The following is a 22,247-nucleotide window of genomic DNA, read 5'->3' on the forward strand; positions in this document are numbered from 1 at the left end:
CTCGTGATCCGGCTCTGGCGGCCTGTAGCGGGTTCGTTGACGGGGAGCCGGGGGCGCGGCGTCGATTGCTGCCAACCCGGCTAGGATTGTGGCTAAAGCTAAACCTCGCCAGCCGGTCATCTCGTCCTCGCGTCTATCTGCGCGAACAGATTGGGTTTGGCGGTGTGTTGGGTGTCTGTTTGGCTGATCCAGCCCCATCTATCGCCGGTGTGGATTCCACCAACGGCAGACGTGGAAATATTGAATATTTTCGCTAGTTCGCGCTGGCTCATAACGCCCTTGGCCGCCCGGATTTTTCGAGCAGACGCCTCGGTGAGTTTGGCTCGTCCGTTTCGCTCTCCACGGCTGACTGTCCCATGCAGAACCTTGTCAGCGTGGTTCTCAGCAGGTGTTTTCCAAGACAAGTGTCCCTTGGTGACGCACCCAAGATGCCCGTTGCCGCACGAGTGCGCCGCTTCATGCTTTGGCGTCGGAGGTGGGCCATAAACGCGCTCGCAGACCATGCGGGTTACGAGAAACGGTCTGCCGTCGTTCCTGACGCGAGCGTAACCTAGCCCGACAGTCACGAATGGCCACGTAAGGCATGCCTCTCCGTCGTAGGCCATAACCACATTTTGAAAGTAGCTCTGTGCTTCGCCATTTGCGGGTCTAAGCGCAACGTTTGGATCGCCGTGAGCCCACCACCTTTGATAGTGGCGCGAACACCATCCTCGCGTTTTAACAGGACGGTCACAGTCAGGAATAGAGCATGTACGCGGGGTAGACATGCGGGCCTCATTGGGTTTGATAGATTGGGCGAGCGGCTGGCACTGGTAGCTTGCCGGATGCCTTGGTCTGACGTTCTGCGGATTTTGTGGATTGGAATGGGGCAGACGGGATTTTCACCTTCGCCCTGGTTTTCATGCCCATGAAGGACTGGCGAACCGTCTTGGCTGCTGTCGGCGTGTCGCGATTGGCTGTCTTCCAAGCGTGGCACTTCGGGCAAACCGCGCGGCAGTTTTCGAGGCTGTTGTCCTTGGAATTGGCATCGAGGATCAGATGATCGTATTCGACGCCTTCGCCCAGATTGCGGGTGCAGCGCATGCCTTCGGGGAGGCCGTACCAAGAGCCGACAGCCTCGCAGCGCTTGGTAGAGCGTAGAAGAGCCTGCTTGCGGGTCTTGGTGGAGAATTCCTTGCGGTTGGCCATTACTCGCCACCCCGCAAAGCCTGCGTGTTCATCCGGCGAAGCTCCAGCGTGTCAGCGCGCGTCGGCAGATGCCGCTTGCGCTTCCGCTCGATCTCGCGGGCCTTGGCGACGATGTGCGGATTGGAGCGATCGAACTGCTTGCGTTGGCGAACGACCTGGCGGGATGCGCGATAGGCCAGCCAAGCGGCGATTGCGCGGGTGATGAGCCTGTTCATGCCGCATGTTTCCTTTCCGACACGAAGCCGAATTCGCGTGCGAGCAGCTCGTTGACGCTCTCGAAAAAGGCGATCATTTCCGGTTCGTTGCAGTCCCGCGTGTTGATCGCGCGGCCGACGCCGACGAAGTGACCGCTGGCGAGACGAATGGCATCGACGAAGCCAACGGCGGGGCGGACATAGGAGTCCAACGCTTCCTTGGTGGGGGCGCAGCCGGTGGCGTCGATGCAGTCTTGCAGAGTGCACCAGTAAGCTCTGAGGCGATCGAGGTTGCGCCACTGCTTGACGTCCAAGCGGATGCGTTGTCCGTTGGCAACGCCGTCGAGCGCGCGGAGATCGTACTCCATTTCAGGTACCAACGTGTTCCCACGCCGGATGAAGGCATAGACGGGCTTGTCGGGGCGCTTCGCCATGGCGTCACATCCCATTCAGCGGGTGAAGCTGGGTTAGACGGCGCGCCTTGATCTTGTGCGCGATGTCGAGGTTCAGATCGTCGCCGTCGAACGTCCCTTCCGGGTCGAGGGCCGTCCACACTTCCTCGACGGTCGCTTCGTCCATCGCGCCGGCCATCTGGGTTTCCAGCTCGGAGAAGAACTTGGTGGCATCGAAAGCCTCGCCGTCGCCTTCAATGATCGCGTCGACGGCTTCGCCCGTTCCCTCGACAATCTCGGTGTGGTCGATGGTTTCGGGTTCCTCGACGACCGCAGTCGGCGAAGGCGGGCGCATCGGGGCCGGGGCCGACCTGCTAGGCGCAGGCTCGTGCTCGATGAGGGTCCGCCCCTCCATTTCCTCGGCGGCGTACATCGATCCGACCTCTTCCGGGAAAGCCTTGCGCAGCGCGGCCGCCTCAACGCATTTGTCGAATTGACCGCGCGGGCGCTTGCCCCACATGTCGTTGGGGACCTCGGTCTTGCCGATGGCGGCGTAAGTTTCCTCCCAGAATATCTTGGTGTGGAACGCGGCCTTGTGGCCTTTGACCCAGCGGTAGACAACGACACTCGCCCACTCGGGGAAGCGCACCGTCTTGCTGAGTTTCTCTGACCCGGCGTTCTTTCCCTTTTCCCATTTGTCCTTTTCGCCAACGAACTCGCGCTCGATCATCGGGCCAAACACGACCTCGTCGATACCGGCATACTCACCGGTGCGCGCCGCCGTGGTGCGAATTTCCGATATTCCGGGCCAGACGGTTTCGACCATCTTCTTGAGGGCGGACGAATACATCGGGACGATGTGGACGGGGCGCTTATAGATATCGAGCTTCCTGGCGCGACAGTAAGACAGCGCCATGGTGATGGCTTCGTTGCTCTTGGCAGTTGGAAAAATCTGGTCGACCAAGACGCGCCATTCAGTCAGTGAAATGCCGAACTCGTCCGACACTTCCTTGAGAAGAGGCATAGTCGGCGGCTGCAGGGTGACGAGGGCGTTCATGCGGCGCGCCTTTCTTCAACGATCTTCATGCCGGGGAGGTCGACGCCGGACTTGGCCGCGCGATTGGCGAGGGACTGAACAAGGTCGCGGACCTCTATCCGGTCCTTGACTGAGGCGAGCAGGGCGTCGAAGTCGGTTATCTCGGCGATGTAGAAGGTGCGGAGCGAGACCTTCGCGCCGGTGCGACCAGCACTGGAATTGCGGGCTTCAGCTTCGCGTGCAGCATCGGCGGCCTGTTTGGCGAGCCGCTCTGCATCGGCCTTTGCAGCCTCGGCGGCCTCGTCGTCATCTGGCATGGCGCGGAGCGCAGCTTGCTCGGCTTCGCGTTGGATACGGGCGAAATCCTCGCGGGCCTTGCGCTGGCGCTCCTGTTCAAGCCGGTCCTGTTCGCGCAGGAATGCATCCATGTGGCGCTTGAGTTGCTTGGACAGCGCGTCTGGGCCTTCCTTCAGGTCGCGCCACTTGTCATCAACATTGCGGCCGCCGTCGAGGTGAGGTTGCTTCTCCACCTTGTGAAGGTCGGTTGCCTTTTTGGCGATGCCGGCTAGACGCTTCGACCAGACTGCCGCTTGATCGGCCTGTTCCTGTGTCGTGACCGGTGTTTTCAGGAACGATTCCGCAAGCTCCTTTTCGCCTGCGAATTCGATGGTCAGCGCCTCATGCGGATCGGACGACTGGTTGTGCTCCTTCGGCACCGCCGGTGCGTCGTCCGGCCATGCCTTGCCGTTTTCGGCGACATCGCGCCAAACCTGTTCGGTAACCGGCCACTGGCAGCACCATGTCCAGATATCGTTCGGATTGACGGGGTCATCGCCGACAGTCGCGACGAGGCCGCCCGGCAAGTGCCAGATAGCGACTGGGGTATCCTGGTCGCCCTTGTTGCGCTTGCGGTAAAAGCCAGCCTGTGGCTCGGAGGTGATACCGAGCGCCTGCTGCTGCTCGCGTGAGAGCTTGCGACCGCCGCCGAGTTCCAGAGCCTTGGTCCACCATGCGTATTGCGGGTTCATGCTGCGCGGTCCTTCTGTTCGGTTTGCATGCGGTCGAAAACGACCAGTGCGTTGTCGACGTGGGATTGAGCGAGGATCAGGCTTGACGGCGTGCAGGGCTCGTCGCGCGCGGCGTTGCGCTTCCAGTGGATGATCCACTCCCTGAGGCTGATCAGGTCACAGCGAAGAAGTTGGGCGTCGTGCGAGGAACCGGGCATCACGGAAGCCACCTGTCGACTTGACCGATGACGACACCTGCGAACAGGAGCGCGAGCCAGACACGGGCGAATGCGTCGGTTTGATTGATGAGGTGGGAGAACATTACGCGGCCTCCCGAACCATGATCTGGGCGGAGAAACGCCGAAAGAACCGGAGGTTAACGCGGAGCGCCGTGGCCTTTCTTGCCTCGAGCCGGCGGGCCTGACGGCGATGCGTTGGCGCGCTCCGGTAGGCGATCAGCCAATGATTGATGTCTTCAAGCGCCTCGTCGATCGACTGCGCCGGGTGGATCATCGCCGAGATCAGGTCGGGATCGCGCTTGATCGCGTCGGTGACCTGCTTGCGGGAGAAATGAGCCTTGCGAGCTTCGCGGATACCCTGTTGGCGGATCACGTCAAACGCCTTGAGCATGGCCGGGCTGCTGCCTGCGTAGCCACATTCTTTCGCAAAGGCTTGGGTGAGTTCCATCGGTTCGCTCCTTGGCTGTGCGAGGTTCATGCCGACACCAGAAAGTTCTTTTCGACCTTGAGCGGGCCGAAGCTGCCTTCAACGAGGACGGTCTTGGCGTTGACCTTGAGAACCTTGCGAAGACCGAAGTGGATGGTGTTGACCATCTGGCCGACAGTGACTTCGACAGATGCCACCTTGGCTGCACGCTCGGCGGCGGCGTCGCCTGCCATCACCGCGCCGCGCGCCTCCATGGCTTTTGCCTGCTGGCGAAGGTCGGCGGCTTCCTGAGCGATCTGGCCAGCCTTGATCAGCTTAGAGCGTTCGCGGTTGCGCTGGTTGGCGAAGGAGCGGCCAGCGGCGTTGCCATAAGCGGGCTGGGTCCAGAACGCGCCGTCCTTGGTGACCGTGCCGTGAAGGCGGTTGGCTTCGGCTTCCTTGACATCAGCCTGTGCGCGAAGCTCGGCAACGCGGGCGTCGATCTTGGCTTGGCGCTGTTCGCGGGTTTCGGTGGTTGCCATCGGTTCGCTCCATCAGCAGGTGATGAAACGACAATAGGAAATTCCCTATCAGCCGTCAATAGGAAAATTACTACTGATAGGAAATATCTCGCGGGTAGGGTGTAAAAGGGCGAATCGAGCACGCAAAAAAGCCCGCCGAAGCGGGCCGAAAGCCTCATTCGTGTGAGCCGGCTATTTCTTCTTGCTGCCCTTATCGAGGATCGACAAAGCGTCTCCCAGCAGCTTCACAGCTTTTGCGCGGTCAGCATCGCTATCCGCGAAGGTGCGTTCCAGCCTAGCAACGATCTCGGCAGTGATGCTCCGGTCGTTCTCCACCGCAGCAAGCTTGATTTGCTTCTGCAGCGCGGGTGGCAACCTAAGGTGAAAGCTGGATGGGTCGGTCTGTGACATGACCACTTTATGGCCGAAAGCCAGCACAGCCGAAATAGGCCCGGCGATGGGATTAAGATACCATCGATGTACCACTTGCCACCGTTATTCACAGTGCTTGCCTTGCATTTTAGAGATTGCTTTAAGTCTCTGATAGCACTTGTTAACCCGACATTGTCCACGCGGTCATTGCACAGGGCGTTGACAGCAACGAGGCATATGTTCCTATTATGTTCAATGCGTACAGTCGAGGGAGTGCTAGCTTGTTCAGGAATGAGACGGAAGATCCATCTGGCGGCGGGGGGCGAGCACCATGGCAATAGAATACCGGCACAAGGGCCGAAATGAAGACGCGATGACCGAGCTGCGCGGACTGGCCGAACATTCCGATGCGGCAGAGCGCGTCAGGCGATGCTCAGACGACATGCTAATTGCGCTGGAATGTCTCGACGGGGGACGATGGGACGTCCATCTGGATCACGACGCCGGCTTGGTCGCCTTCTCTAGGTTGGTCTCGTAGCGATGTATCTCAAACTCGACGTAGCTAATGATCTTGTCGTGCAAGTCTGGGTATTTGGCTAGGCGTTCGAACGCCTGACGTAGAAGCGGATTATCGGCACCAGGCGCGCTGGCGGATGTTTCCGAGCTGGCGCGCCCTTTGGCATCGAGGATGCTGATGATCTTATCGTAGTGCTCGTCATAGAGCCGCTTCGGAGATTTCTTCGTGACGAACTGCTGAACGAACGTGGGGTTCTTCCCAATGGCCTCCGACAGGTCTTGGTAGGTCACGACGCCATCGACCTTCACAGCCTTCACCAGCCGCTTTCGCAGCGCGTCCATTCGGGTTTCTACAGCCAGCTCGCTCATGGACATTGAATCACAAATTTCCTTCCTATCGTCCAATAGGAAAATTCCTCTTGATTGGTAGGTAATTTCCTATTATGAATAGGGAATGACCGAGATAGAAACCTTCCGTCAGACCATCGAACAGTTCATCGCCGCCAAGGGGATGACGCCTACGCGGTTTGGCAAAGAGTTCGCTGGCGATCCGCTTTTCGTCTTCCAGCTTCGAGAAGGCAGGGAGCCGCGCACTGATACGCGCCGCCGCATCCTGACTGCTATCGAAGCGGCGCCGACGGGGGTCGCATAGATGATCACCCGCAAGAGCCTCGCCGACGAGATCGACGTCTATGACCAGTCCATTGCTGACCTGAACGGCGGCAAGAAGGATTGCTTCGACGCTTACCGCGACCAGATGGTCGCCGCCGGCATGTCCAAGCCAAATATCAAGCTTGAGATCGATGCAGTGAAGGCCGCGATCAAGCGCCGTCGCGCCATCGAAAAAGATCAGATGGCAGTCGAGGAAAAGGACGCGCTGGTCGACGAGGTCTTCGAGGAAATCACGGCTGTCGCTCGTGCGCCGCGCGCCGCGCGAGAAATCATTGAAGAATTTGGCCCTGAAAAGGGCAACGGTTACGCCCAAGCAAAGCTCGTCGAGACTGTTGCCAAGGGCATGCAGACCGAAGCGGGCAGGGCTGCGCTCATCACTGCAATCGACATCATGATCGATCGTGAAGAGGCCGAAACCGTAGCCCATGACGCTGATGGCGTCGTCATCGAAAATTTGCCTGACCCGTCTCCCTACGAGGCTCACGACGGCGAGCCTAAGCCAAGCTCGGAACCCAGCTGCGCAAAAAGCGATGAGCCTAGTCCGCTCGTCGTCGGTCAGGACGGCCTTGGGCCGAGTCATCCTATGGGGTGCAATTCCGAGCAAGCCGTCACCTCTTTTTCAGACGACGACGTCCCGGCATTCCTCAAAGGCAAGGCCGGGCGTCTCGATAAAACCGGGAGCGTTGCAACGTGACCGGCTCAGTGACCCTGCTGCCTATCCCCGCGTACCCCCGCCTGGCAGCAGGTTTCCGCGGGGAGGTTACGGCGCTTCGCGCTTGCCTCCCCGCGGGTTTCGGCCGGTGTCACCCGGCTGAAGTCAATCGAAAGTTGGGTGCCTTGAGCGGCAGCATTTCCGCGCCTGCTCGGCTCACCAAGAGTTTTTTCGGGCCCTTGAAGGCGTCCCGATGCCTTTCCTTGCCGCGCGTGCAGTTCCGCCAAGAGCCTACGCGCGTCCTTCGCATCGTCGTCGGTCCACTTCTGTGGTCCGTCGTTCAACCCCTTCTGTTGCCCTTCGCTCATAGGTGGAACCTAGCGAAGGATTGCCAGCATGAAGTGCAAAGAAATTCAGCAGAAGGTGCATGAAGTCATGAGTAGCGCCGATGTTGCGGCGGGCTATGTCCGTCGCATGGTCGAGAAGGAAACGCGGGGTTGGGGCGACAGTGATGGCGCTTTGAGCCGCCTCGCGAACCGCTACGGCCTTCCTTTCTGGTCACTGAACAATCTCCGCATAGGCCGCGCCAAGACGGTCGAAGCGGGACTTATGGGGCGTATCAGGACTGCCTACCTGGACCTGTGCGAGCGGCAGATCCAGGCATTGCAGCACGAACTCACAATCGAGAAGGCCCTGAACCCCGATGACACTTTTGATGATCTTGCGCGCGAGACTGAAACGCTTCTGGCGCGCGTGCAAGCGAAGAAGGCGACGAAGGGCAAGACCGCAACCGGACGAACAGAAGGATTCTGAGTGATGTCAGACCGCAGCGAACCATATTGCGAGACTTGGCCGGCCTGCGGTTGCTTCGCCGCTTGCGAGGATGAACTTCCCCGTTCGCGCTGGGCTGTGCCGTTCGGCTGCATTCTCTGCCTTTTGGTTTGGGCGGCAATCTTGGGTGGCCTCTGGCTGCTATATCCATCGCCCGCCGACGCTCACCAAGCGCCGCTTTGCTTCTTCGCCGGGTCGAGGGGGTACTGACCATGGGCGAGCATCTTCTTTTTAGCGAACACCTGACCGAAGCCAAGTGCGACAGCCCGATCCGCGAGACGTTTCTCGGGCAAGCGCATATCGCGGGCACTGGCCCGGAGGGCACCACCTGCCGCGAATGCATCTGGTGGCGCCTGATTGGTAAAAAGCGGCAGGCAGGGGGGGGCGTCGCCGAGTACGTGAAGGCTCCAGCCTATTTCGGCAAAAGGCACAAAGCCACGCCCTGCGAACTCAAAAAACAGCGCTGCACGCGCCCAATCCTCAACAAGGCCAATCGGCTCATCCCTCATCATGCGAAAGTCGTGCCGGCTGTTCGAGCAGAACGAGCGTGCGCCCGTCGCCAAGAAGCCGGTCGAGGGTAAATGACCCGACATCCCATCACTTACACCACCAAGCTGGACATGGTTGTCGGAATGATCCGCTCCAAGATGACATGGATTGAGACGTTCTCGGCCGGCCGTAGCAAGCGACCAGACCACGAGATCGAGCACAAGCGCGAGGAAGTCGCCGTGCTCAATGAGATTGCCGCCGACTATCGCAAGGCGGTCGACGTCGAAGTTGCGAGGTCACGCGCTTGACCACGCACGTCATCCAGCCCGCTATTCGCATCGTCATGCCCTATCCGCCGTCCCTCTGGGACATGTATGTTGGCTGGGGCAAGACACGGCGCCTGTCGCCTGAATACGCGAAGTGGCGCGAGGATGCCGGCTACTTCATCCGCGGCCGCAATGAAACGCCGATCTCGATCCCGTTCTCGGCTGCAATAGCGCTCAAGCGCCCGAACTTGCGGCAAGACATCGACAATCGGTCAAAGCCGATCTTCGACGCCCTCCAGCACTACGGGATCATCAAGAACGACAATCTGGTCGAGCGGTTCACCATGCAATGGGATCACGGCATGACCGACGAATGCGTCGTCCTCATCATGCCAAGCGTGGAGGCGTTGGCCGCATGAGCGCCCCTTGGCTCAAGTTCTATCCAAGCGACTGGCGTGCCGATCCTGCCCTGCGCATGTGCTCCGTGGGCGCGCGCGGGCTTTGGATGGAGATGCTGTGCATCATGCACGAGGCTCAGCCGTACGGGTCGCTGCGTGTCAATTCCAGGCCGGTATCAGACAGGCAGCTTGCGTCACTGGCGGGCTCGTCGATCGACGAGATTGCTGGCCTGCTGGCAGAGCTCGAAGCCGCTGGCGTGTTCAGTCGTGACGACGACGGTGTGATCGTCAGCCGCCGCATGCAGCGCGATTATGAAAAGGCCGAGGCGGATAAAGCCAACGGTAAACGGGGTGGCAACCCAAGGCTTAAGCAGGGGGTTAACCCCCCGGAAAAGGCCGAGGATAAAGCCCAGAAGCCAGAAGCCAGAAGCCAGATATCCGATGCTAGCGCATCGGCGGGGCCGGTCGACTTTCGCGAAAAGGTTTGGACTGAAGGCGTGGCTTCCATAGCCCGTTTGACCGGCAAGACCACGGCCTCAGCCAAGTCGATGGTTGGCAAGTGGCTCCGCGACGCCCGCGACGATTGCCGGCTCGTTCTCCAGAAAATTCAGCAAGCCGAGGCTGAGCGCATTGGCGACCCAGTTCCGTGGATTTCAGCCGCCATCCGGCCGCCGCCGAAGCCGCCCACCATCGGCGAAATGTTCCGACAAGACGCGCAACGAATGGGAGTTCTCCCGAATGACCAGACTACCAGCCCACCAGATCGACGTTTGGCAGATGGCCACGGAAGGGGAGAAAGCGGCGGCACTGGCATCGCTCGCCGGTTTGCCATCCCGGCAAACCTCCTCGGAGACGTTGGACAGGGCTAGCTACTACGTCGCCCTCGAAGGTGTGACCCGGTTCGGCCTGGCCGAAGCCGTCAAGGCCATCCTTCGGAACGCTCTCGGCCATCCGTTCTTTCCGGCTCCTCCCGAGCTTCGCGGACAGTGCGACAAGACCATGAAACCGCACGAAGATTACCGCGAGCGCATGGCTCGCCGCCGCAAGATCGCGGAGGAATACGCCGCCCATCGGCCCGTACAGGCACGGACACCGGAGCAGATAGCCCGCGTTCAACGCGTGCTCGCCGATTTCCACGCCAGCTACGAGAAAACGGCCGACGCATTCACTCCGACGCTCGACCCCGAGTTGGTCGCGCAGGTCAAAGACAATCCGAAAGCGCGCGAGCGCGTTGGCATGCAGGAGCAATAGGTCATGCTGCAGGAACATCACGTCGCAGAAGCTCGCAGGATGCGGTCGGCAGGCCATTCCTGGCGTGAAATAGGCCGGACATTCGGCGTCAATGGCGATACCGTCATGGCCGCGGTTGATCCGATCTTCGCCGAGCGGCGCCGCCAGTGGTCGCGCGATTCGCGCGCCAAGATTGGCCGTGCAAAGTCGCCTCGGCCAGCCAACGTTTCCGCGATGCCTGCGTCGCGCCGCCGATCTACGATCTGGGAACTCCAGTCTGAAGTCGGCCGCGAACTGAAGATCAAGGCCATCACCATCCGCACCATCACATCGGCGCATCCGACGGGCAAGGGCTCAGCATTCGAGCGTGTTCCGGTGTCCCTGCCGTTCGTCTCGTTTTTGTATGGGGAGGCACGCCAATGACTTGGTTTCTTGTTGTTTGCGCGGGAATTTCGTGGGGTGGTTGCGGGATTTTCCACCAGACGGAGATGCCATCCAAGGCTGATTGCTTTGAGGCCTTGGCCTCCATCCGCTTCGATGAAACCGCGACTGGTGACGCGAGGCGGTCAGCGGTGGCGTATTGCAGGCCGTCCAGCCCCGCACTGCCGGAAGAGGAGACGCGCTGAATGCAGATCGGTCGCATCCAAGGCTGCACCCGCGTCATAGGCAAAGCCCAAGGTTATCTCGGGTTGCCGCTTCGAGACATCGTCATCGATGACTCGGTGACCGGCCCGAACACACCAGCCATGGAAACAGCATGGTTCCCGACGCCTGAGGAACTGGCGGCACTGGTCGCAGGCGCACCTATCATCCTGCGTGTCGTCGGCAGCGGGCACCCGCCTGTGATGCTTTTCACCGGAGATATCCCCGCATGAAGCCTTCCACTGACGATAAGCTGCTGTCCTGGTACGTAGTTCGCACAGCACCTGGGGCACAGCGCCCTGATCCGCGTGACGCTCGGTTTTCCAAGGCCGAGCTCGAACTCACCGATGCCGGCTTCTCGTGCTACATGCCGATCGAGGTGAAAGACATAGTCCATCACCGCACCAAGAAGCTGATCAAGCGGTGGTTTCCGCTCATTCCCGGCTATGTGTTCGTCGAGGATGTGGAAGACTTCTACACGCTGAAGAACCTTCGGTCGGTATCCGACACGGTCAACGTCAACGGTAGGCCGTTGCGGCTGCGGCCGGCAGAGATCGTCATCCTCCGCACTGCCGAGATGAAAATATTCGAAGCGCTGGCCGACGATCGTGTTGCGCGCGCCATGGCTGAGCGCCGTGTGTCTGGTCGCGCCTTGTCCGACATCTACCCAGCAGGGTCGCAGGTGGCGGTCAAAACCGGCTTCCTGGAGAACGAAATCGGGCGCGTTTCCTCTGTCACCGGGCGCCAGACAATCAAGATCATCATGGACAAGCTGAAGAACTTGGGGACGATCGAGCTATCCGTTGACGATGTATCTCTAGTCGCATAAATTGTGCCAACTGATTTGCTAGGCGCAACATATAGGCTGTTCTGTAGCGGACGTCGTCCCGCCGGGCCTCAAAGGAGGGTAGATCGCCACCCTCCGCATTGCGAAGCATATCCAGAAATCACCACCAGCCGAGCGACACTCCGAACGGGTGAATGCCAGCGAGCGCAGCACCTGTTGCTGCGACCGTGGCTAGTACTAGCTCATAGCCCTTCAGCGTGATGCGTTGCTCCAGCACGACAGCCTGACCATCCCAGTACAGGCGCCCGTCGTCATCGACGCTGAACTTGCCAAGCCCATCCCATGTGATTTCCTTGCGCGCCATGTAAGCCCCTCGGTTTCATGGCCGAGCAAACCACCAGCCTGAACAATGCACAAGATCGCTGATCCCTTCTACTCGTCGCCCCTGTGGAAGAGCATCAAGGCTCAGGTCCGTCGCAGATCAGGCGGCACATGCGAGATACCCGGCTGCGATCAGCGCGCCATAGTCTGCGATCACATCGTATCTCGTCGCAAGGGTGGGGCAGACCATCCATCCAATTGCCGTGACCTATGCAGGCAGCATGACAACCAGGCCAAGGAAGACATGAACGGCAACCGTAGATCAGGTGGCCAGTTCATCGTTAGGGGATGCGATGCATCGGGCAGGCCGAACGATCCGAACCACCCATGGGCAAGGCGATAGGGGGGGGTGCAAGTCTCTACAGCCTCCGGGGCCCTCCACCGGCTGGGGCCGACATTCGCACCGAGAACAATTTTGAGATGGGGGGATGTCGACTTCCCCGTAGGGGAAACAGATGACGCTAGCGGCGATTGATGGTGGTGACGGCCTTCCGGTCGAGCCGGATTGGTCGCAACTCTACGCTGACGAGTTCGACATCGTGTCGGCGCATGATGAGTGGGGCGTCGTCACGCGAGAGCTTTCGGACACCAACACGCTCACGGTTGCGAACGGACATGCGATCCGGCGCCTGGTTGAATTCCGAATTCAGTATGAGCGGTCGAGCCGGCACGTCGCCGAGCATGGCCCGGTCCTCAAGGGCAAGCGGGCAAAGGTCGGCCAGTGGAACCCCCACTGGTCTGTCATGAACCAGTCTGCCGAGAAGATCGTGGCGCTTGAGAAGTCTCTCGGCATCAGCCCCGACAGCCGCGGCAAGGCCGGGAAGGTGAGCCGTGTCAAAAAAGCAGCCCGCGCAGCGGACAGCTACCTCCGAACGGTTGCCAAATGATCCGACCACGCTTTGGGCGCGGTCGGTTGTCGCTGGCAAAGTCGTTGTCGGGGAACTGGTAGCCAGCGCCGCAGAGCGTCACCTCAAGGATTTGAAGGACGGAAAGGCGCGCGGCCTGCACTGGCGGCCGGAGATCGCAGGCAGGGCACTCGGGTTTTTCCCAGCCGTGCTGTCGATTACTGCAGGCGCGAAAGCTGGTGATCCGTTCGAACCGCTGCCATGGCACGCCTTCTGCGTCGGTTCGCTGTTCGGCTGGCGGAAAGACAGCGGCCGGATGCGTTTCCGGTCTGGTTGGCTGGAGACGGGCAAAGGACAGGCCAAAAGCCCTCTGATGGCGGCAATCGGCCTGTACATGGGTGGCTGGTACGGCATCCAGCGCGCCGAGGTCTATTCAATCGGCCAGGATCGGGCCACCGCGAACGTCCTTTTCAAGGATGCGGTTGCCATGTGCCGGGCGCCAATACCCGGCGGAGACGAGACAGACACGCTCGAAGAGCGCGGCGAAGTCGTCATCCGCGGCGAATTGGATAACGCCTGGAAGATCGAATTCCCGGAATCGGGCTCGAAGTTCCAGTCTCTAGCCAACGGCGAGGCCATTTCCGGCCCGCGCCCGACGCTGGTGGCGGCCGACGAGATCCACGAGTTCAAGAACAACACGTCGATTGAGACGTGGAAGCGCGCCATTGCGAAAATGCCCGGCGATGCGCTGATGCTCTTGGGCACCAACACGCCGGCCATGACGCAGATCGTCGGGACCGACTATTCGGAGTTCTATCAGAAGGTCGCGCGCGGCGAGATCATTGACGACGAGGCCTTTGCCTTTGTTGCCCGCGTCGACAAGAAGGATCGGGAAACGGTCTTCGACAATGAGGCGTGCTGGCAAAAGGCGCTGCCTGCGCTCGGGATAACCTTCCCGATTGAGAACATCAGGGGCGAGGTCAACACCGCGAAGGTGCTGCTTTCAACCTCGTTTTCGGTGAAGCGGCTCTATTTCGGCATCCCGATCGGGTCCGCCGAGTTCTGGATTGACGAGTCGGCATGGGAAGCCGTCCAGGGTCACGTAGATATCGAGGCGATGAAAGGCCTCAAGTGCTGGCTCTCGCTCGATCTGTCGCAGAAAAACGACCTGACTGCGCTCACAGCGGTGTGGGATGGCGAGAAGGACGGCCAGCCGCACCTCTACGCCAAGACCTGGTACTGGACGACGAAGGACGGAATTGCTGATCGGTCGAAGGCGGACAACACGCCCTATGACCAGTGGGCCGATGACCCAGAGATAGATTTCTCTGCCGTCGACGGCGCTGTAATCGACAAAACCTTTGTCGCGGCGCGGATTGCCGAGCTCATAGCCGAGCACGACGTCCACTTCCTGGCCTTTGACCCCGCCGGCATCGCCGATTTCATGGCGGCGTGCGAGGAAATCGGCCTTCCGGTCTGGCGCTACATGGGGCCGGACAAGCCACAAGGGCAGGGGCTCAAGCTTGTTTCGCATGCGCAGGGCACGCGCGTCATGTTCGAAGACCGGCAGTTGTGCATGCCGCGGTCAATCGAACGGCTCGAAGACCGCATCCTGACGAAAACCATCACGATCGATGCCTCGAAGGTTACGTATTCCTGCGCGGCGAACGCGCAACTGATCACCGACGGGCAGAAAAACCGGGCTTTCGACAAGAAGCGGGCTCGCGGCCGCATGGATGGCCTGGTGACGATCGCCATGGCCACCGGCGCGGCGACAATGAACGAAGTCGACGCCGGGGTCTCCTTCTGGGAAGTCGCATAGGGATAGCTGCTTATGGGCTTCTGGAAACGTGTGTTCGGGAAGGAAGAGAAGAACGACACCTTCGAACTGTTCCGGCAGATTTACGGCGGCGGGCGCGAGTCCAAGGCCGGCGCTGTCGTCACGGTGCAGACAGCGCTTGAGGTTTCGACCGTTCTTGCCTGCTGCCGCGTGATTGCCGAGGGCGTCTCGCAAGTTCCGTTCCACCTCTACCAGGAGGCAGGCGGGCGAAAGCAGATTGCCGCGGACGATCTCGACTATGTGCTCTATCGGCGCCCGAATTCGTGGCAAACCAGCTTCGAATTCCGTGAAACCATCATGTTTCACACCATTTTGACGGGGAATGCGTTCGTTTTCGTCAACCGCGTGGGCCGAGACGCGAGGGTTAAGGAGCTCATTCCGATCGAGCCACGGCGCGTAACGGTCGAGCAGAAGGCCGATTACTCGCTGCAGTACAAGGTCACGGCCGCCAACGGAGAGGCGAAAGTCTTCGGAAAGGACGCGATTTGGCACCTTCGAGGCCCTTCATGGAACACATGGATGGGCTTGGAGGCGACCAAACTGGCACGCGATGCCATCGGCCTGTCGATTTCGCTCGAACAAGGCCAGTCCGAGTTCCAGAAGAACGGCGCCAAGACATCCGGCGCGCTGTCGGTCGAGGGTACGCTCGACAAGCCCCAATTCGAGTTGCTTGCGTCGTGGCTCGACCGCCACATGATCGGCGGTGACCGGTCGCACAAGCCGCTCATCCTCGACAAGAACGCGAAATGGCTCGCCGATGTCATGTCGGCGGCCGATCAGCAGTTGATCGAGACCCGGAAGCACCAGATCGAGGAAATCTGCCGACCGTTCCGCGTCATGCCGCTGATGGTCGGCCATCCGGCCGATATGGCGGCTCGCGCCGCTACGGAATCGATCTTCCTGCAGCATGTCGTTCACTGCCTAATGCCTTGGTATCAACGCCTTGAGCAGAGCGCGGACGTCAATCTGCTGACTGAAGACCAGCGTCGGGCCGGGTTCTTCACCAAACTGAACCCGAATGCCCTGATGCGCGGCGCGGCAAAGGACCAGGCGGAATACTACGCCAAGGCGCTGGGCTCCGGCGGAACCAAGGGCTGGATGACTCAGAACGAAGTTCGCGACCGCCAGGACATGGACCGCAGCGACGACCCGAAGGCCGACGAACTTCCTCAGCCTGTCGTCAAGGCCGCACCTACCCCGAATGACCCGCCGTCCAAGCCGGCCAGCGAGGAAGATCAATGAAGCGCGACCATATTCTGACGCCCCTTGAGTTCAAATTCGCTGACGATGGGGCCGCTGTTGGCACCTTCGAGGGCTATGGCGCCGTCTTCGGCAACGTCGATTCCTATGGCGACGTCATCCAGAAGGGCGCCTTCAAGGACACTTTGAAGGAATGGAAGAAGCAGAAGAAGCTTCCTCCGATGCTTGTTCAGCACGGCGGCTGGATGATTACCGACATGGACGCCCTGCCGATCGGCAAATGGGACGAAATGGACGAGGACGACACCGGTCTTCGGGTCAAGGGGCGCCTCATCAACCTCGACACCGAGCGCGGCAAAACCATTCATGGCGCGATGCGCGAGGGCGCACTCGACGGTATGTCGATCGGCTACCGCGCGAAGGAATTCGCTCTCGGGACCAAACCCGAAGAGCCCCGCCGGACCCTGAAGAAGGTCGACCTCGTCGAGTTGTCGGTCGTCACCTTTCCGGCGAACGGGAAGGCGCGTGTTGACGGGGTCAAGTCGGCCGAAGACATCAAGACCATTCGTGAATTCGAGGACTTCCTACGGGATGTGGGCGGTTTCTCGCATGCTGCCGCCAAGGCCATTGCTGCCGGCGGTTTCAAGACTGCGGATCCTCGGGATGAGGACGCGAAAACGGCGGCGATCGATCTCGTCCGCCGCAACATGTCAATCCTCACTCGAAAATAGGAGGTCCAGATGGACCCGGAACTGAAGAAACTGCTCGAAGAGCAGGGCACCGCCTTTGCGGCCTTCAAGTCGGCAAACGACGAGATGCAGGCCGAAATCAAGAAACTCGGCTCTGCTGACACTGTCACTGTCGACAAGGTCGAGAAGCTGAACGCCGCACTGGACAAGCTCCAGGACGAGGCCAAGAGCCGAGCCGACGACATCGAGGCCAAGGTCAACCGCCTTTCCCTCGGCGGTGGCTCGGGCGACAACGCCGAAGAAGCCAAGGCTGCTGCGCAGTTCGCGGCCGAGCGCGGCGAGCAGATCGACCTGGAAGGCTACAAGGCCTACAAGTCCGGCTTCGTCGCCTACATGCGCAAGGGCGAACGCCTCAGCGCAGACGAGCGCAAGGCCATGTCGGTCGGCTCCGACCCGGATGGCGGCTACACCGTCGTTCCCGACGTGTCCGGCCGCATGATCAAGCGTGTTTACGAGACGACCCCGATGCGTCAGGTGGCTTCGGTAGTCACCATCGGCACGGATCGCCTCGAAGGCATCAACGATCTCGGCGAAGGCACTGCTGGCTGGGTTGGGGAAACGGCGCCGCGTCCGGCAACGGGCACCCCGCAGGTTGGCAAGTGGGAAATTCCCGTCCACGAGCTCTATGCGTTCCCGCAGGTGACGCAGAAGCTGCTCGACGACTCCATGTTCAACATCGAGTCGTGGCTCGCCGACAAGACCGCCGACAAGTTCGCCCGCACTGAAAACGCGGCGTTCCTGAACGGCGACGGCGTCGGCAAGCCGCGCGGCCTGCTCACCTATCCCACGGCAGTGACGGCTGACGCCACGCGCGCATGGGGCACGTTCCAGCACGTCCTCACCGGTACGGATGGCGGCTTCGGTGCTACCACCAACGGCACCGACAAGCTCATCGACCTCGTGTATTCCGTGAAGGCTCAGTACCGTCAGAACGCGAATTTCATGATGTCGCGCGCTTCCGTGGCCGGCGTGCGCAAGCTGAAGGACGGGCAGGGCAACTACGCCTGGCAACCTTCGGTGACGGCGCTTTCCGGCGGCCTTCTGCTCGGCTTCAACATCGTGGAAGGCGAAGACATGCCGGCCATGGCGGCCGACAGCTTGTCGATCGCGTTCGGCGATTTCCGCGAAGCCTATCAGATCGTGGACCGCGTCGGCATCCGCGTCCTGCGCGATGCGCTGACCAACAAGCCTTACGTGGGCTTCTACACGACCAAGCGCGTGGGCGGCGATGCCATCCACTTCGAGGCCGTGAAGTTCCTCAAGTTCGGCGACTGATCCATTTGCGGGCGGCTTAGGTCGCCCGCTTCCCTCCATTCACCGTTTTCGAAAGGACACGCAGATGCGTGATCTCGCTTCCAGTCTCGGCGCAGTCCTTGCGCTGTCGCCGGCCGTCCAGGCCGCGACCATCAAGGGCAATGCGGTCGATCTTCGTGGCTCTGACAGCGCCATGCTCGTCATCAACACCGGCGCGATTGTCAGTGCTGGTGACTACACTGCCAAGATGCAGGAATCGGACACCACGACCGACGGCGATTTTACCGACGTCGCCGCCGGTGGTCTGGTCGGCACCCTTCCTGCAAGCCTGACTGCAGATGGCACCTTCAAGCAGAGCTACATCGGCACCAAGCGTTACATTCGCGTCGTGGTGACGAAAAACAGCGGCACGTCGATCGCCGTTGGCGCTTCGATCATCAAGGGCAGGGCCACTCAGCGCCCCGTCGCCTGATCGCGGCCTGATCGCATTGGGCGGCTCCGGCCGCCCATCTTTTCCCGGAGATCGCCCCGTGACATCATTCCTGACGATCACCACGCCAGCCGCGAGCCTGGCGCTGCTGTCCATTGCGGAGCTGCGCGCCGCTGCTGGCGTTACCGGGACCGGCCAAGACGCCGAGCTCGTCGCACTCGGCCTGCGGGTTGCGGCCTCGATCATGTCGGAATGCAACATCGCGGTTGGCGTCGGTAGCGAGCCAACGCTCTGGCAGGAAACGCTGACCGAGACCTTGTACCAGGCGCGCGGCGAGAAGATCATTCTCTCGCGCCGCCACAACGTTCAAGTAATTTCCGTGACCGCCGACGGTTCTGCGATGGACGCGGCCGACTACCTCGTCGATCCGCAGGCCGGAATCCTCCGTCGCCTCTGCAATGATCTGCCTATCAAGTGGGATAGGCGCAAAGTCGTCGCGGTCTACAAGGCCGGTTTCAACACGATCCCCGGCGACCTCAAGCAGGCCGCTATCGATTTCGTCCGCTTTGCCTGGCTGGAGTCCAAGCGCGATCCGGCCCTCAAGAGCGAGGTCGTCGACATCCCCGATGTCGAGCGCACCGAAAAATCGTGGTGGGTGGGCTCGGTGCCCGGCCAGTCGAATGAAAACGCTGTGCCTGACATCGTCGCCGGGCAACTCAAGCGCTTCAGAAATTTGGTGATCGGCTAAAGCGCCGAGAGGCTAAGCCATGGCGTTTTCCGATGACTTCAACCGCTCCAACCAGACTTTGGAGACGTCGGCAAATTGGATGCATGACGGGCTTATCAGCGGTGCGCTGGGTATCGTCTCCAACCAACTCCGCTGCACGACGAGCGACGGCGCCGGTTCGGCCTATAAGGCACCAGATCAGGGCTCGGCGGACCACTACGTCCAGTTCACGATTCAGAATATGGTCGCGGGTAGCGGCCCGTTCATCGCCTGCCGTCTTGCCGACCGGAACAATTTCGTTGGCATCCGCAACGGCGGCGGGTTTCTCATTGTCTACCGTCGCGTGGCGGGTTCCCTGACCCATTTGTGGGAAGACACCGTAGTCGCCGCTGGCAACACGGTTCGTTTTGAGTGCCAGGGCACGAATTGGACGGTCAAGGTTAACGGCGTCACGGTCCAGACCGGCGCGATAGGTGACGCCAGTCTGACGAGCACGCGCACTGGCCTTGTGGGCCGCGCGGTCGTCACAGACCCATGGATCGATGACTTCGAAACGGGCCCGATATCTGCGCCAGCGCATAAATCCGGCACCGGCACCATCAATGCCAGTGCAGCTGTTTCGATCTCGGGACGGAAGCGGTCGCGGGGTTCGTCCACAATCTCAGCCGGCGCCGGGCTTACAGGAACCGGCCACAAGCGAGCTCATGGCTCGGCATCACTATCGGTTGCGGCCGCGACCACCGGGTTAGGTCGGAAGCGGGCATTCGGCAGAGCCGTGATGGCCCACCTCATCACGATGACCGGCGGTGCCGCGGTCGAAGTCCATCCAGACATTCAGTTCGACGGAGCCCAGCCGGGGGAGATCGCCTTGTCAGGTGTGATGCCCGGCGAGATCATTTTGACAGGAAGGGCCTGATATGGGTCTCAACGCGACTGCGAAAAACTTGATGCTCAACGCGCTCGGCGCTGTTGCCGGGTATGCCTCGCTCCATACCGCTGATCCTGGCGCCTCCGGGACCGGCGAGGTCACCGGCGGGTCGCCAGCCTATGCCCGCAAGGCGGTGACGTGGAATGCCGCGGCGAGCAGCAACCTCGATAGCTCCAACGCTCCGGTCTTCGACGTCCCGGCGGGGACGACAGTCACGCACTTCGGTCTTTGGTCGGCCTCATCTGGCGGGACGTTCTACGGCGGCCAGTCGCTTTCAGCCTCTGAGACGTTCACCGCGCAGGGCGATTACACTCTCGACGACGCGGACGTGAACCTCACATGAGCAACGACTTCACCATGTTCGCGGGCGACAGTCGCACGATCAAGGTTACGGTCAGGAACGAGCAGGGTGATGTTGTCAACATCACCGGCGCCACCCTGAAATGGCAGGCCGCGCGCACACTCGCCGACGCGGCGGTGATCTCCAAGGCATCCGACGCCGGTATTGTTCTGACCGAACCAGCGGCGGGCGTCTTCACGGTCACCCTCAATGCAGCCGACACCGATGCCCTTGAAGGCCTCTATTACCATGAGGCCGAAATGGTGCTGGCGGGCAACCCCTCGACTGTGTTGACCGGCAGCATGGTGGTCGAAAAGACCTTGATCAGGGCTTCCTGATGACCCCGGCCGAGATGATTGCGGACCTTGATGCAGCGCTTCTCCGTGTTGGGTCGACCGTGAAAGTTCGCAAGACCAACACGGCCGTGGGCCAGGTTGAAGTTCGGGCTCGCGTCCGGTTCTACAAGCCTGACGAGATCGCCGGCATCATCCAACAGGGTGACAGCAAGGTGGTGTTGTCGCCGACGGGGCTGGAAAGCTTCGGGGTGCCGCCTCAGAATGGCTTCGTCGTAGTTGACGGATCACCGCGCCGGATCATCTCGACGAATGCGATCCGGGTTGCCGATGTCCTTGTCCGCATTGAAGCGCAGGTGCGCGGCTAGATGACTCGCACCGCGGCAATCGGCCAACAGTTCATGGTCGCTCAGCAGAAGACGCTTGAGGAAACCCGGAAGCTGATCGCCAAGGTTGCCCGACGCGAGCATGCTAGGGTGATGGAAGCCGAGCCCCGGCCAACGACGTTCTCGCGCTTCGTCGATGGCCGAAAGGGCGCCGCCGAAGAGACGGTCAAGGCCAACGGCGTCATCCACTACGTCTATCCGCGCCTCGACATCGCGGCTCAGTTTGCCATGGAGACGCTTTTCGACCGGTCTCCGGTCCTTTCCGGCGAATATCGCAACGCCCACCAGTTGTTCCTGAACGGCACTGCGGTATCGAACCTCAAAGCATGGAAGCCGGGCGACGAGGTCTCGATCAGCAATCCACTGCCCTACAGCCGCAAGATCGAGGTTGGCACGATGACGATGCGGGTGCCCGGCACTTCGCGCGTCTACCAGGAGGCGGCCAAGATCGTTCAGAGCCGGTTCGGCAATCTCGCCAGTGTCACCTTCACCTACCGGGCCGTTGTCGGCGGTGCAGTGCGGGGCTCCAAGGCCCGCGACCACCGCTATCCCGTCCTCATCATCACGGAACGCTGACACATGGCCGACTATGCAGGTGCCAAGGCTGCGATCCGTTCGCGGCTTGAGGCGGGTTGGACCACAACCAGGATCACGTTCCAGAACGAACAGCCGGCAGAGCCATGGCCGCCACAGGATGGCGACGGGGTTCTGCTCCCTTGGGCCAATCTGGAGATTGTCGGCACTGGTAGCCAAATCTGGACCTTCGGGACCGAGGGCAACCGGGGCTGGCGCTACGACGGGTGGATCTACGTCCACGTCTACACGCCGGTAAACACCGGTGAGGCCACTGCCAATCAGTACGCCGTGGCGATCGGCGAAATCTTCCGGGCCGCCAAATTCTACGACGACGACCTCAGCTCTTACATCCGCACCCTTTCACCGCAGGTCGACGACGGCGACAGCGGATCAGACGACGGGAACTGGTTCCGCGTCACCATGTCCGTCCCCTTCACCTACTGGCATCGCGGCTGATCCG

At 60.9% G+C, this 22,247-nt stretch carries 36 protein-coding genes; 25 read left to right on the plus strand and 11 right to left on the minus strand.

The window, feature by feature from the left end; translation table 11 throughout:
- Positions 1-774: 774 nt before the first annotated feature.
- From AC1DLV_RS28745 to AC1DLV_RS28790, 10 genes are all read right to left on the minus strand, one after another.
- Positions 775-1,188, minus strand: coding sequence for an HNH endonuclease signature motif containing protein (locus tag AC1DLV_RS28745; RefSeq protein WP_476803439.1), 414 nt, complete (start codon positions 1,186-1,188; stop codon positions 775-777).
- Positions 1,188-1,403: a hypothetical protein gene (locus AC1DLV_RS28750; RefSeq protein WP_476803440.1), complete on the minus strand. Its 216-nt coding sequence runs from the start codon at positions 1,401-1,403 to the stop codon at positions 1,188-1,190. The genes AC1DLV_RS28745 and AC1DLV_RS28750 overlap by 1 nt, the downstream gene beginning before the upstream one ends.
- On the minus strand, positions 1,400-1,816 hold the full coding sequence (locus AC1DLV_RS28755) for a hypothetical protein (RefSeq protein ID WP_476803441.1): 417 nt from the start codon (positions 1,814-1,816) through the stop codon (positions 1,400-1,402). Before AC1DLV_RS28755 ends, AC1DLV_RS28750 begins: the two co-directional genes overlap by 4 nt.
- A 4-nt stretch (positions 1,817-1,820) precedes the next feature.
- The gene (gene bet / locus AC1DLV_RS28760; RefSeq protein WP_476803442.1) at positions 1,821-2,831 is read right to left on the minus strand and encodes a phage recombination protein Bet; all 1,011 of its coding nucleotides are present in this window, start codon (positions 2,829-2,831) and stop codon (positions 1,821-1,823) included.
- Complete coding sequence (locus AC1DLV_RS28765; RefSeq protein ID WP_476803443.1) at positions 2,828-3,838, minus strand: hypothetical protein; 1,011 nt, start codon at positions 3,836-3,838, stop codon at positions 2,828-2,830. The genes bet and AC1DLV_RS28765 overlap by 4 nt, the downstream gene beginning before the upstream one ends.
- Positions 3,835-4,035: a hypothetical protein gene (locus AC1DLV_RS28770; protein WP_476803444.1), complete on the minus strand. Its 201-nt coding sequence runs from the start codon at positions 4,033-4,035 to the stop codon at positions 3,835-3,837. The genes AC1DLV_RS28765 and AC1DLV_RS28770 overlap by 4 nt, the downstream gene beginning before the upstream one ends.
- Positions 4,036-4,138: 103 nt before the next feature.
- Positions 4,139-4,504, minus strand: coding sequence for a hypothetical protein (locus AC1DLV_RS28775; protein WP_476803445.1), 366 nt, complete (start codon positions 4,502-4,504; stop codon positions 4,139-4,141).
- Positions 4,505-4,530: 26 nt separating this feature from the next.
- Complete coding sequence (locus AC1DLV_RS28780) at positions 4,531-5,004, minus strand: hypothetical protein (RefSeq protein WP_476803446.1); 474 nt, start codon at positions 5,002-5,004, stop codon at positions 4,531-4,533.
- A 171-nt stretch (positions 5,005-5,175) separates the two neighbouring features.
- Positions 5,176-5,394, minus strand: a complete 219-nt coding sequence (locus AC1DLV_RS28785; RefSeq protein WP_476803447.1) for an Arc family DNA-binding protein — start codon at positions 5,392-5,394, stop codon at positions 5,176-5,178.
- A gap of 456 nt (positions 5,395-5,850) precedes the next feature.
- Positions 5,851-6,246, minus strand: coding sequence for a hypothetical protein (locus AC1DLV_RS28790; protein WP_476803448.1), 396 nt, complete (start codon positions 6,244-6,246; stop codon positions 5,851-5,853).
- A gap of 79 nt (positions 6,247-6,325) precedes the next feature.
- Between AC1DLV_RS28790 and AC1DLV_RS28795 the strand changes: the two genes are divergently transcribed.
- The 11 genes from AC1DLV_RS28795 to nusG all read left to right on the plus strand — a co-directional run bounded on the left by AC1DLV_RS28795 (position 6,326) and on the right by nusG (position 11,880).
- Positions 6,326-6,523, plus strand: coding sequence for a hypothetical protein (locus AC1DLV_RS28795; RefSeq protein WP_476803449.1), 198 nt, complete (start codon positions 6,326-6,328; stop codon positions 6,521-6,523).
- Positions 6,524-7,237, plus strand: a complete 714-nt coding sequence (locus AC1DLV_RS28800) for a hypothetical protein (RefSeq protein ID WP_476803450.1) — start codon at positions 6,524-6,526, stop codon at positions 7,235-7,237.
- A 354-nt stretch (positions 7,238-7,591) separates the two neighbouring features.
- A complete protein-coding gene (locus AC1DLV_RS28805) occupies positions 7,592-8,008 on the plus strand; it encodes a hypothetical protein (protein ID WP_476803451.1) in 417 nt (138 codons plus the stop codon).
- Between the two features lie 230 nt (positions 8,009-8,238).
- Positions 8,239-8,607, plus strand: coding sequence for a hypothetical protein (locus AC1DLV_RS28810; RefSeq protein WP_476803452.1), 369 nt, complete (start codon positions 8,239-8,241; stop codon positions 8,605-8,607).
- On the plus strand, positions 8,608-8,823 hold the full coding sequence (locus AC1DLV_RS28815) for a hypothetical protein (RefSeq protein WP_476803453.1): 216 nt from the start codon (positions 8,608-8,610) through the stop codon (positions 8,821-8,823).
- Positions 8,820-9,200, plus strand: coding sequence for a RusA family crossover junction endodeoxyribonuclease (locus tag AC1DLV_RS28820; RefSeq protein ID WP_476803454.1), 381 nt, complete (start codon positions 8,820-8,822; stop codon positions 9,198-9,200). The genes AC1DLV_RS28815 and AC1DLV_RS28820 overlap by 4 nt, the downstream gene beginning before the upstream one ends.
- Positions 9,197-10,048 (plus strand): hypothetical protein, encoded by an 852-nt coding sequence (locus tag AC1DLV_RS28825; RefSeq protein WP_476803455.1) that lies wholly within the window; start codon positions 9,197-9,199, stop codon positions 10,046-10,048. The genes AC1DLV_RS28820 and AC1DLV_RS28825 overlap by 4 nt, the downstream gene beginning before the upstream one ends.
- A 130-nt stretch (positions 10,049-10,178) precedes the next feature.
- Complete coding sequence (locus tag AC1DLV_RS28830) at positions 10,179-10,430, plus strand: hypothetical protein (protein WP_476836320.1); 252 nt, start codon at positions 10,179-10,181, stop codon at positions 10,428-10,430.
- A 3-nt stretch (positions 10,431-10,433) separates the two neighbouring features.
- Positions 10,434-10,832 carry a hypothetical protein gene (locus tag AC1DLV_RS28835; RefSeq protein ID WP_476803457.1) on the plus strand — a complete coding sequence of 133 codons (399 nt, stop codon included), beginning with the start codon at positions 10,434-10,436 and terminating at the stop codon, positions 10,830-10,832.
- Positions 10,833-11,035: 203 nt separating this feature from the next.
- Entirely contained in the window at positions 11,036-11,284 is a 249-nt protein-coding gene (locus AC1DLV_RS28840) for a hypothetical protein (RefSeq protein ID WP_476803458.1), read from the plus strand.
- A complete protein-coding gene (gene nusG / locus AC1DLV_RS28845) occupies positions 11,281-11,880 on the plus strand; it encodes a transcription termination/antitermination protein NusG (RefSeq protein WP_476803459.1) in 600 nt (199 codons plus the stop codon). Before AC1DLV_RS28840 ends, nusG begins: the two co-directional genes overlap by 4 nt.
- 118 nt (positions 11,881-11,998) lie before the next feature.
- Here nusG and AC1DLV_RS28850 read toward each other — a convergent pair whose 3' ends face one another.
- Positions 11,999-12,202, minus strand: a complete 204-nt coding sequence (locus AC1DLV_RS28850) for a hypothetical protein (protein WP_476803460.1) — start codon at positions 12,200-12,202, stop codon at positions 11,999-12,001.
- 45 nt (positions 12,203-12,247) lie between these two features.
- Between AC1DLV_RS28850 and AC1DLV_RS28855 the strand changes: the two genes are divergently transcribed.
- The 14 genes from AC1DLV_RS28855 (at position 12,248) to AC1DLV_RS28920 (ending at position 22,243) form a co-directional block, all read left to right on the plus strand.
- Positions 12,248-12,562 (plus strand): HNH endonuclease, encoded by a 315-nt coding sequence (locus tag AC1DLV_RS28855; protein WP_476803461.1) that lies wholly within the window; start codon positions 12,248-12,250, stop codon positions 12,560-12,562.
- Positions 12,563-12,674: 112 nt separating this feature from the next.
- Entirely contained in the window at positions 12,675-13,106 is a 432-nt protein-coding gene (locus AC1DLV_RS28860; RefSeq protein ID WP_476803462.1) for a P27 family phage terminase small subunit, read from the plus strand.
- Positions 13,051-14,886, plus strand: coding sequence for a terminase large subunit (locus tag AC1DLV_RS28865; RefSeq protein WP_476803463.1), 1,836 nt, complete (start codon positions 13,051-13,053; stop codon positions 14,884-14,886). Before AC1DLV_RS28860 ends, AC1DLV_RS28865 begins: the two co-directional genes overlap by 56 nt.
- 12 nt (positions 14,887-14,898) lie before the next feature.
- Positions 14,899-16,146: a phage portal protein gene (locus tag AC1DLV_RS28870; RefSeq protein ID WP_476803464.1), complete on the plus strand. Its 1,248-nt coding sequence runs from the start codon at positions 14,899-14,901 to the stop codon at positions 16,144-16,146.
- Positions 16,143-16,835, plus strand: coding sequence for an HK97 family phage prohead protease (locus AC1DLV_RS28875; RefSeq protein ID WP_476803465.1), 693 nt, complete (start codon positions 16,143-16,145; stop codon positions 16,833-16,835). Before AC1DLV_RS28870 ends, AC1DLV_RS28875 begins: the two co-directional genes overlap by 4 nt.
- Before the next feature lie 9 nt (positions 16,836-16,844).
- Positions 16,845-18,128 carry a phage major capsid protein gene (locus AC1DLV_RS28880; RefSeq protein ID WP_476803466.1) on the plus strand — a complete coding sequence of 428 codons (1,284 nt, stop codon included), beginning with the start codon at positions 16,845-16,847 and terminating at the stop codon, positions 18,126-18,128.
- Positions 18,129-18,192: 64 nt separating this feature from the next.
- Entirely contained in the window at positions 18,193-18,579 is a 387-nt protein-coding gene (locus tag AC1DLV_RS28885; protein ID WP_476803467.1) for a hypothetical protein, read from the plus strand.
- 58 nt (positions 18,580-18,637) lie between these two features.
- A complete protein-coding gene (locus AC1DLV_RS28890) occupies positions 18,638-19,285 on the plus strand; it encodes a hypothetical protein (protein WP_476803468.1) in 648 nt (215 codons plus the stop codon).
- A 19-nt stretch (positions 19,286-19,304) separates the two neighbouring features.
- Positions 19,305-20,180, plus strand: a complete 876-nt coding sequence (locus AC1DLV_RS28895; protein ID WP_476803469.1) for a hypothetical protein — start codon at positions 19,305-19,307, stop codon at positions 20,178-20,180.
- Between the two features lies 1 nt (position 20,181).
- Positions 20,182-20,535 carry a phage tail fiber protein gene (locus AC1DLV_RS28900; RefSeq protein WP_476803470.1) on the plus strand — a complete coding sequence of 118 codons (354 nt, stop codon included), beginning with the start codon at positions 20,182-20,184 and terminating at the stop codon, positions 20,533-20,535.
- On the plus strand, positions 20,532-20,870 hold the full coding sequence (locus AC1DLV_RS28905; protein ID WP_476803471.1) for a hypothetical protein: 339 nt from the start codon (positions 20,532-20,534) through the stop codon (positions 20,868-20,870). The genes AC1DLV_RS28900 and AC1DLV_RS28905 overlap by 4 nt, the downstream gene beginning before the upstream one ends.
- Complete coding sequence (locus tag AC1DLV_RS28910) at positions 20,870-21,193, plus strand: hypothetical protein (protein ID WP_476803472.1); 324 nt, start codon at positions 20,870-20,872, stop codon at positions 21,191-21,193. The genes AC1DLV_RS28905 and AC1DLV_RS28910 overlap by 1 nt, the downstream gene beginning before the upstream one ends.
- Positions 21,194-21,787 carry a hypothetical protein gene (locus AC1DLV_RS28915; protein ID WP_476803473.1) on the plus strand — a complete coding sequence of 198 codons (594 nt, stop codon included), beginning with the start codon at positions 21,194-21,196 and terminating at the stop codon, positions 21,785-21,787.
- A gap of 3 nt (positions 21,788-21,790) precedes the next feature.
- Complete coding sequence (locus tag AC1DLV_RS28920; RefSeq protein WP_476803474.1) at positions 21,791-22,243, plus strand: hypothetical protein; 453 nt, start codon at positions 21,791-21,793, stop codon at positions 22,241-22,243.
- Positions 22,244-22,247: the final 4 nt, after the last annotated feature.

Source organism: Aminobacter sp. 01T433 (assembly GCF_056398585.1).

Bases quoted from the DNA above. Each gene is read 5' to 3' on its own strand.
- AC1DLV_RS28905 (WP_476803471.1), top strand. From the start codon at position 20,532: ATGAGCAACGACTTCACCATGTTCGCGGGCGACAGTCGCACGATCAAG.
- AC1DLV_RS28870 (WP_476803464.1), top strand. From the start codon at position 14,899: ATGGGCTTCTGGAAACGTGTGTTCGGGAAGGAAGAGAAGAACGACACC.
- AC1DLV_RS28875 (WP_476803465.1), top strand. From the start codon at position 16,143: ATGAAGCGCGACCATATTCTGACGCCCCTTGAGTTCAAATTCGCTGAC.
- nusG (WP_476803459.1), top strand. From the start codon at position 11,281: ATGAAGCCTTCCACTGACGATAAGCTGCTGTCCTGGTACGTAGTTCGC.
- AC1DLV_RS28920 (WP_476803474.1), top strand. From the start codon at position 21,791: ATGGCCGACTATGCAGGTGCCAAGGCTGCGATCCGTTCGCGGCTTGAG.
- AC1DLV_RS28900 (WP_476803470.1), top strand. From the start codon at position 20,182: ATGGGTCTCAACGCGACTGCGAAAAACTTGATGCTCAACGCGCTCGGC.
- AC1DLV_RS28850 (WP_476803460.1), bottom strand. From the start codon at position 12,202: ATGGCGCGCAAGGAAATCACATGGGATGGGCTTGGCAAGTTCAGCGTC.
- AC1DLV_RS28825 (WP_476803455.1), top strand. From the start codon at position 9,197: ATGAGCGCCCCTTGGCTCAAGTTCTATCCAAGCGACTGGCGTGCCGAT.
- AC1DLV_RS28785 (WP_476803447.1), bottom strand. From the start codon at position 5,394: ATGTCACAGACCGACCCATCCAGCTTTCACCTTAGGTTGCCACCCGCG.
- AC1DLV_RS28750 (WP_476803440.1), bottom strand. From the start codon at position 1,403: ATGAACAGGCTCATCACCCGCGCAATCGCCGCTTGGCTGGCCTATCGC.
- AC1DLV_RS28775 (WP_476803445.1), bottom strand. From the start codon at position 4,504: ATGGAACTCACCCAAGCCTTTGCGAAAGAATGTGGCTACGCAGGCAGC.
- AC1DLV_RS28910 (WP_476803472.1), top strand. From the start codon at position 20,870: ATGACCCCGGCCGAGATGATTGCGGACCTTGATGCAGCGCTTCTCCGT.
- AC1DLV_RS28780 (WP_476803446.1), bottom strand. From the start codon at position 5,004: ATGGCAACCACCGAAACCCGCGAACAGCGCCAAGCCAAGATCGACGCC.
- AC1DLV_RS28745 (WP_476803439.1), bottom strand. From the start codon at position 1,188: ATGGCCAACCGCAAGGAATTCTCCACCAAGACCCGCAAGCAGGCTCTT.
- AC1DLV_RS28800 (WP_476803450.1), top strand. From the start codon at position 6,524: ATGATCACCCGCAAGAGCCTCGCCGACGAGATCGACGTCTATGACCAG.
- AC1DLV_RS28835 (WP_476803457.1), top strand. From the start codon at position 10,434: ATGCTGCAGGAACATCACGTCGCAGAAGCTCGCAGGATGCGGTCGGCA.
- AC1DLV_RS28855 (WP_476803461.1), top strand. From the start codon at position 12,248: ATGCACAAGATCGCTGATCCCTTCTACTCGTCGCCCCTGTGGAAGAGC.
- AC1DLV_RS28805 (WP_476803451.1), top strand. From the start codon at position 7,592: ATGAAGTGCAAAGAAATTCAGCAGAAGGTGCATGAAGTCATGAGTAGC.
- bet (WP_476803442.1), bottom strand. From the start codon at position 2,831: ATGAACGCCCTCGTCACCCTGCAGCCGCCGACTATGCCTCTTCTCAAG.
- AC1DLV_RS28755 (WP_476803441.1), bottom strand. From the start codon at position 1,816: ATGGCGAAGCGCCCCGACAAGCCCGTCTATGCCTTCATCCGGCGTGGG.
- AC1DLV_RS28840 (WP_476803458.1), top strand. From the start codon at position 11,036: ATGCAGATCGGTCGCATCCAAGGCTGCACCCGCGTCATAGGCAAAGCC.
- AC1DLV_RS28880 (WP_476803466.1), top strand. From the start codon at position 16,845: ATGGACCCGGAACTGAAGAAACTGCTCGAAGAGCAGGGCACCGCCTTT.
- AC1DLV_RS28815 (WP_476803453.1), top strand. From the start codon at position 8,608: ATGACCCGACATCCCATCACTTACACCACCAAGCTGGACATGGTTGTC.
- AC1DLV_RS28770 (WP_476803444.1), bottom strand. From the start codon at position 4,035: ATGCCCGGTTCCTCGCACGACGCCCAACTTCTTCGCTGTGACCTGATC.
- AC1DLV_RS28795 (WP_476803449.1), top strand. From the start codon at position 6,326: ATGACCGAGATAGAAACCTTCCGTCAGACCATCGAACAGTTCATCGCC.
- AC1DLV_RS28810 (WP_476803452.1), top strand. From the start codon at position 8,239: ATGGGCGAGCATCTTCTTTTTAGCGAACACCTGACCGAAGCCAAGTGC.
- AC1DLV_RS28860 (WP_476803462.1), top strand. From the start codon at position 12,675: ATGACGCTAGCGGCGATTGATGGTGGTGACGGCCTTCCGGTCGAGCCG.
- AC1DLV_RS28885 (WP_476803467.1), top strand. From the start codon at position 18,193: ATGCGTGATCTCGCTTCCAGTCTCGGCGCAGTCCTTGCGCTGTCGCCG.
- AC1DLV_RS28915 (WP_476803473.1), top strand. From the start codon at position 21,194: ATGACTCGCACCGCGGCAATCGGCCAACAGTTCATGGTCGCTCAGCAG.
- AC1DLV_RS28830 (WP_476836320.1), top strand. From the start codon at position 10,179: ATGAAACCGCACGAAGATTACCGCGAGCGCATGGCTCGCCGCCGCAAG.
- AC1DLV_RS28895 (WP_476803469.1), top strand. From the start codon at position 19,305: ATGGCGTTTTCCGATGACTTCAACCGCTCCAACCAGACTTTGGAGACG.
- AC1DLV_RS28790 (WP_476803448.1), bottom strand. From the start codon at position 6,246: ATGTCCATGAGCGAGCTGGCTGTAGAAACCCGAATGGACGCGCTGCGA.
- AC1DLV_RS28765 (WP_476803443.1), bottom strand. From the start codon at position 3,838: ATGAACCCGCAATACGCATGGTGGACCAAGGCTCTGGAACTCGGCGGC.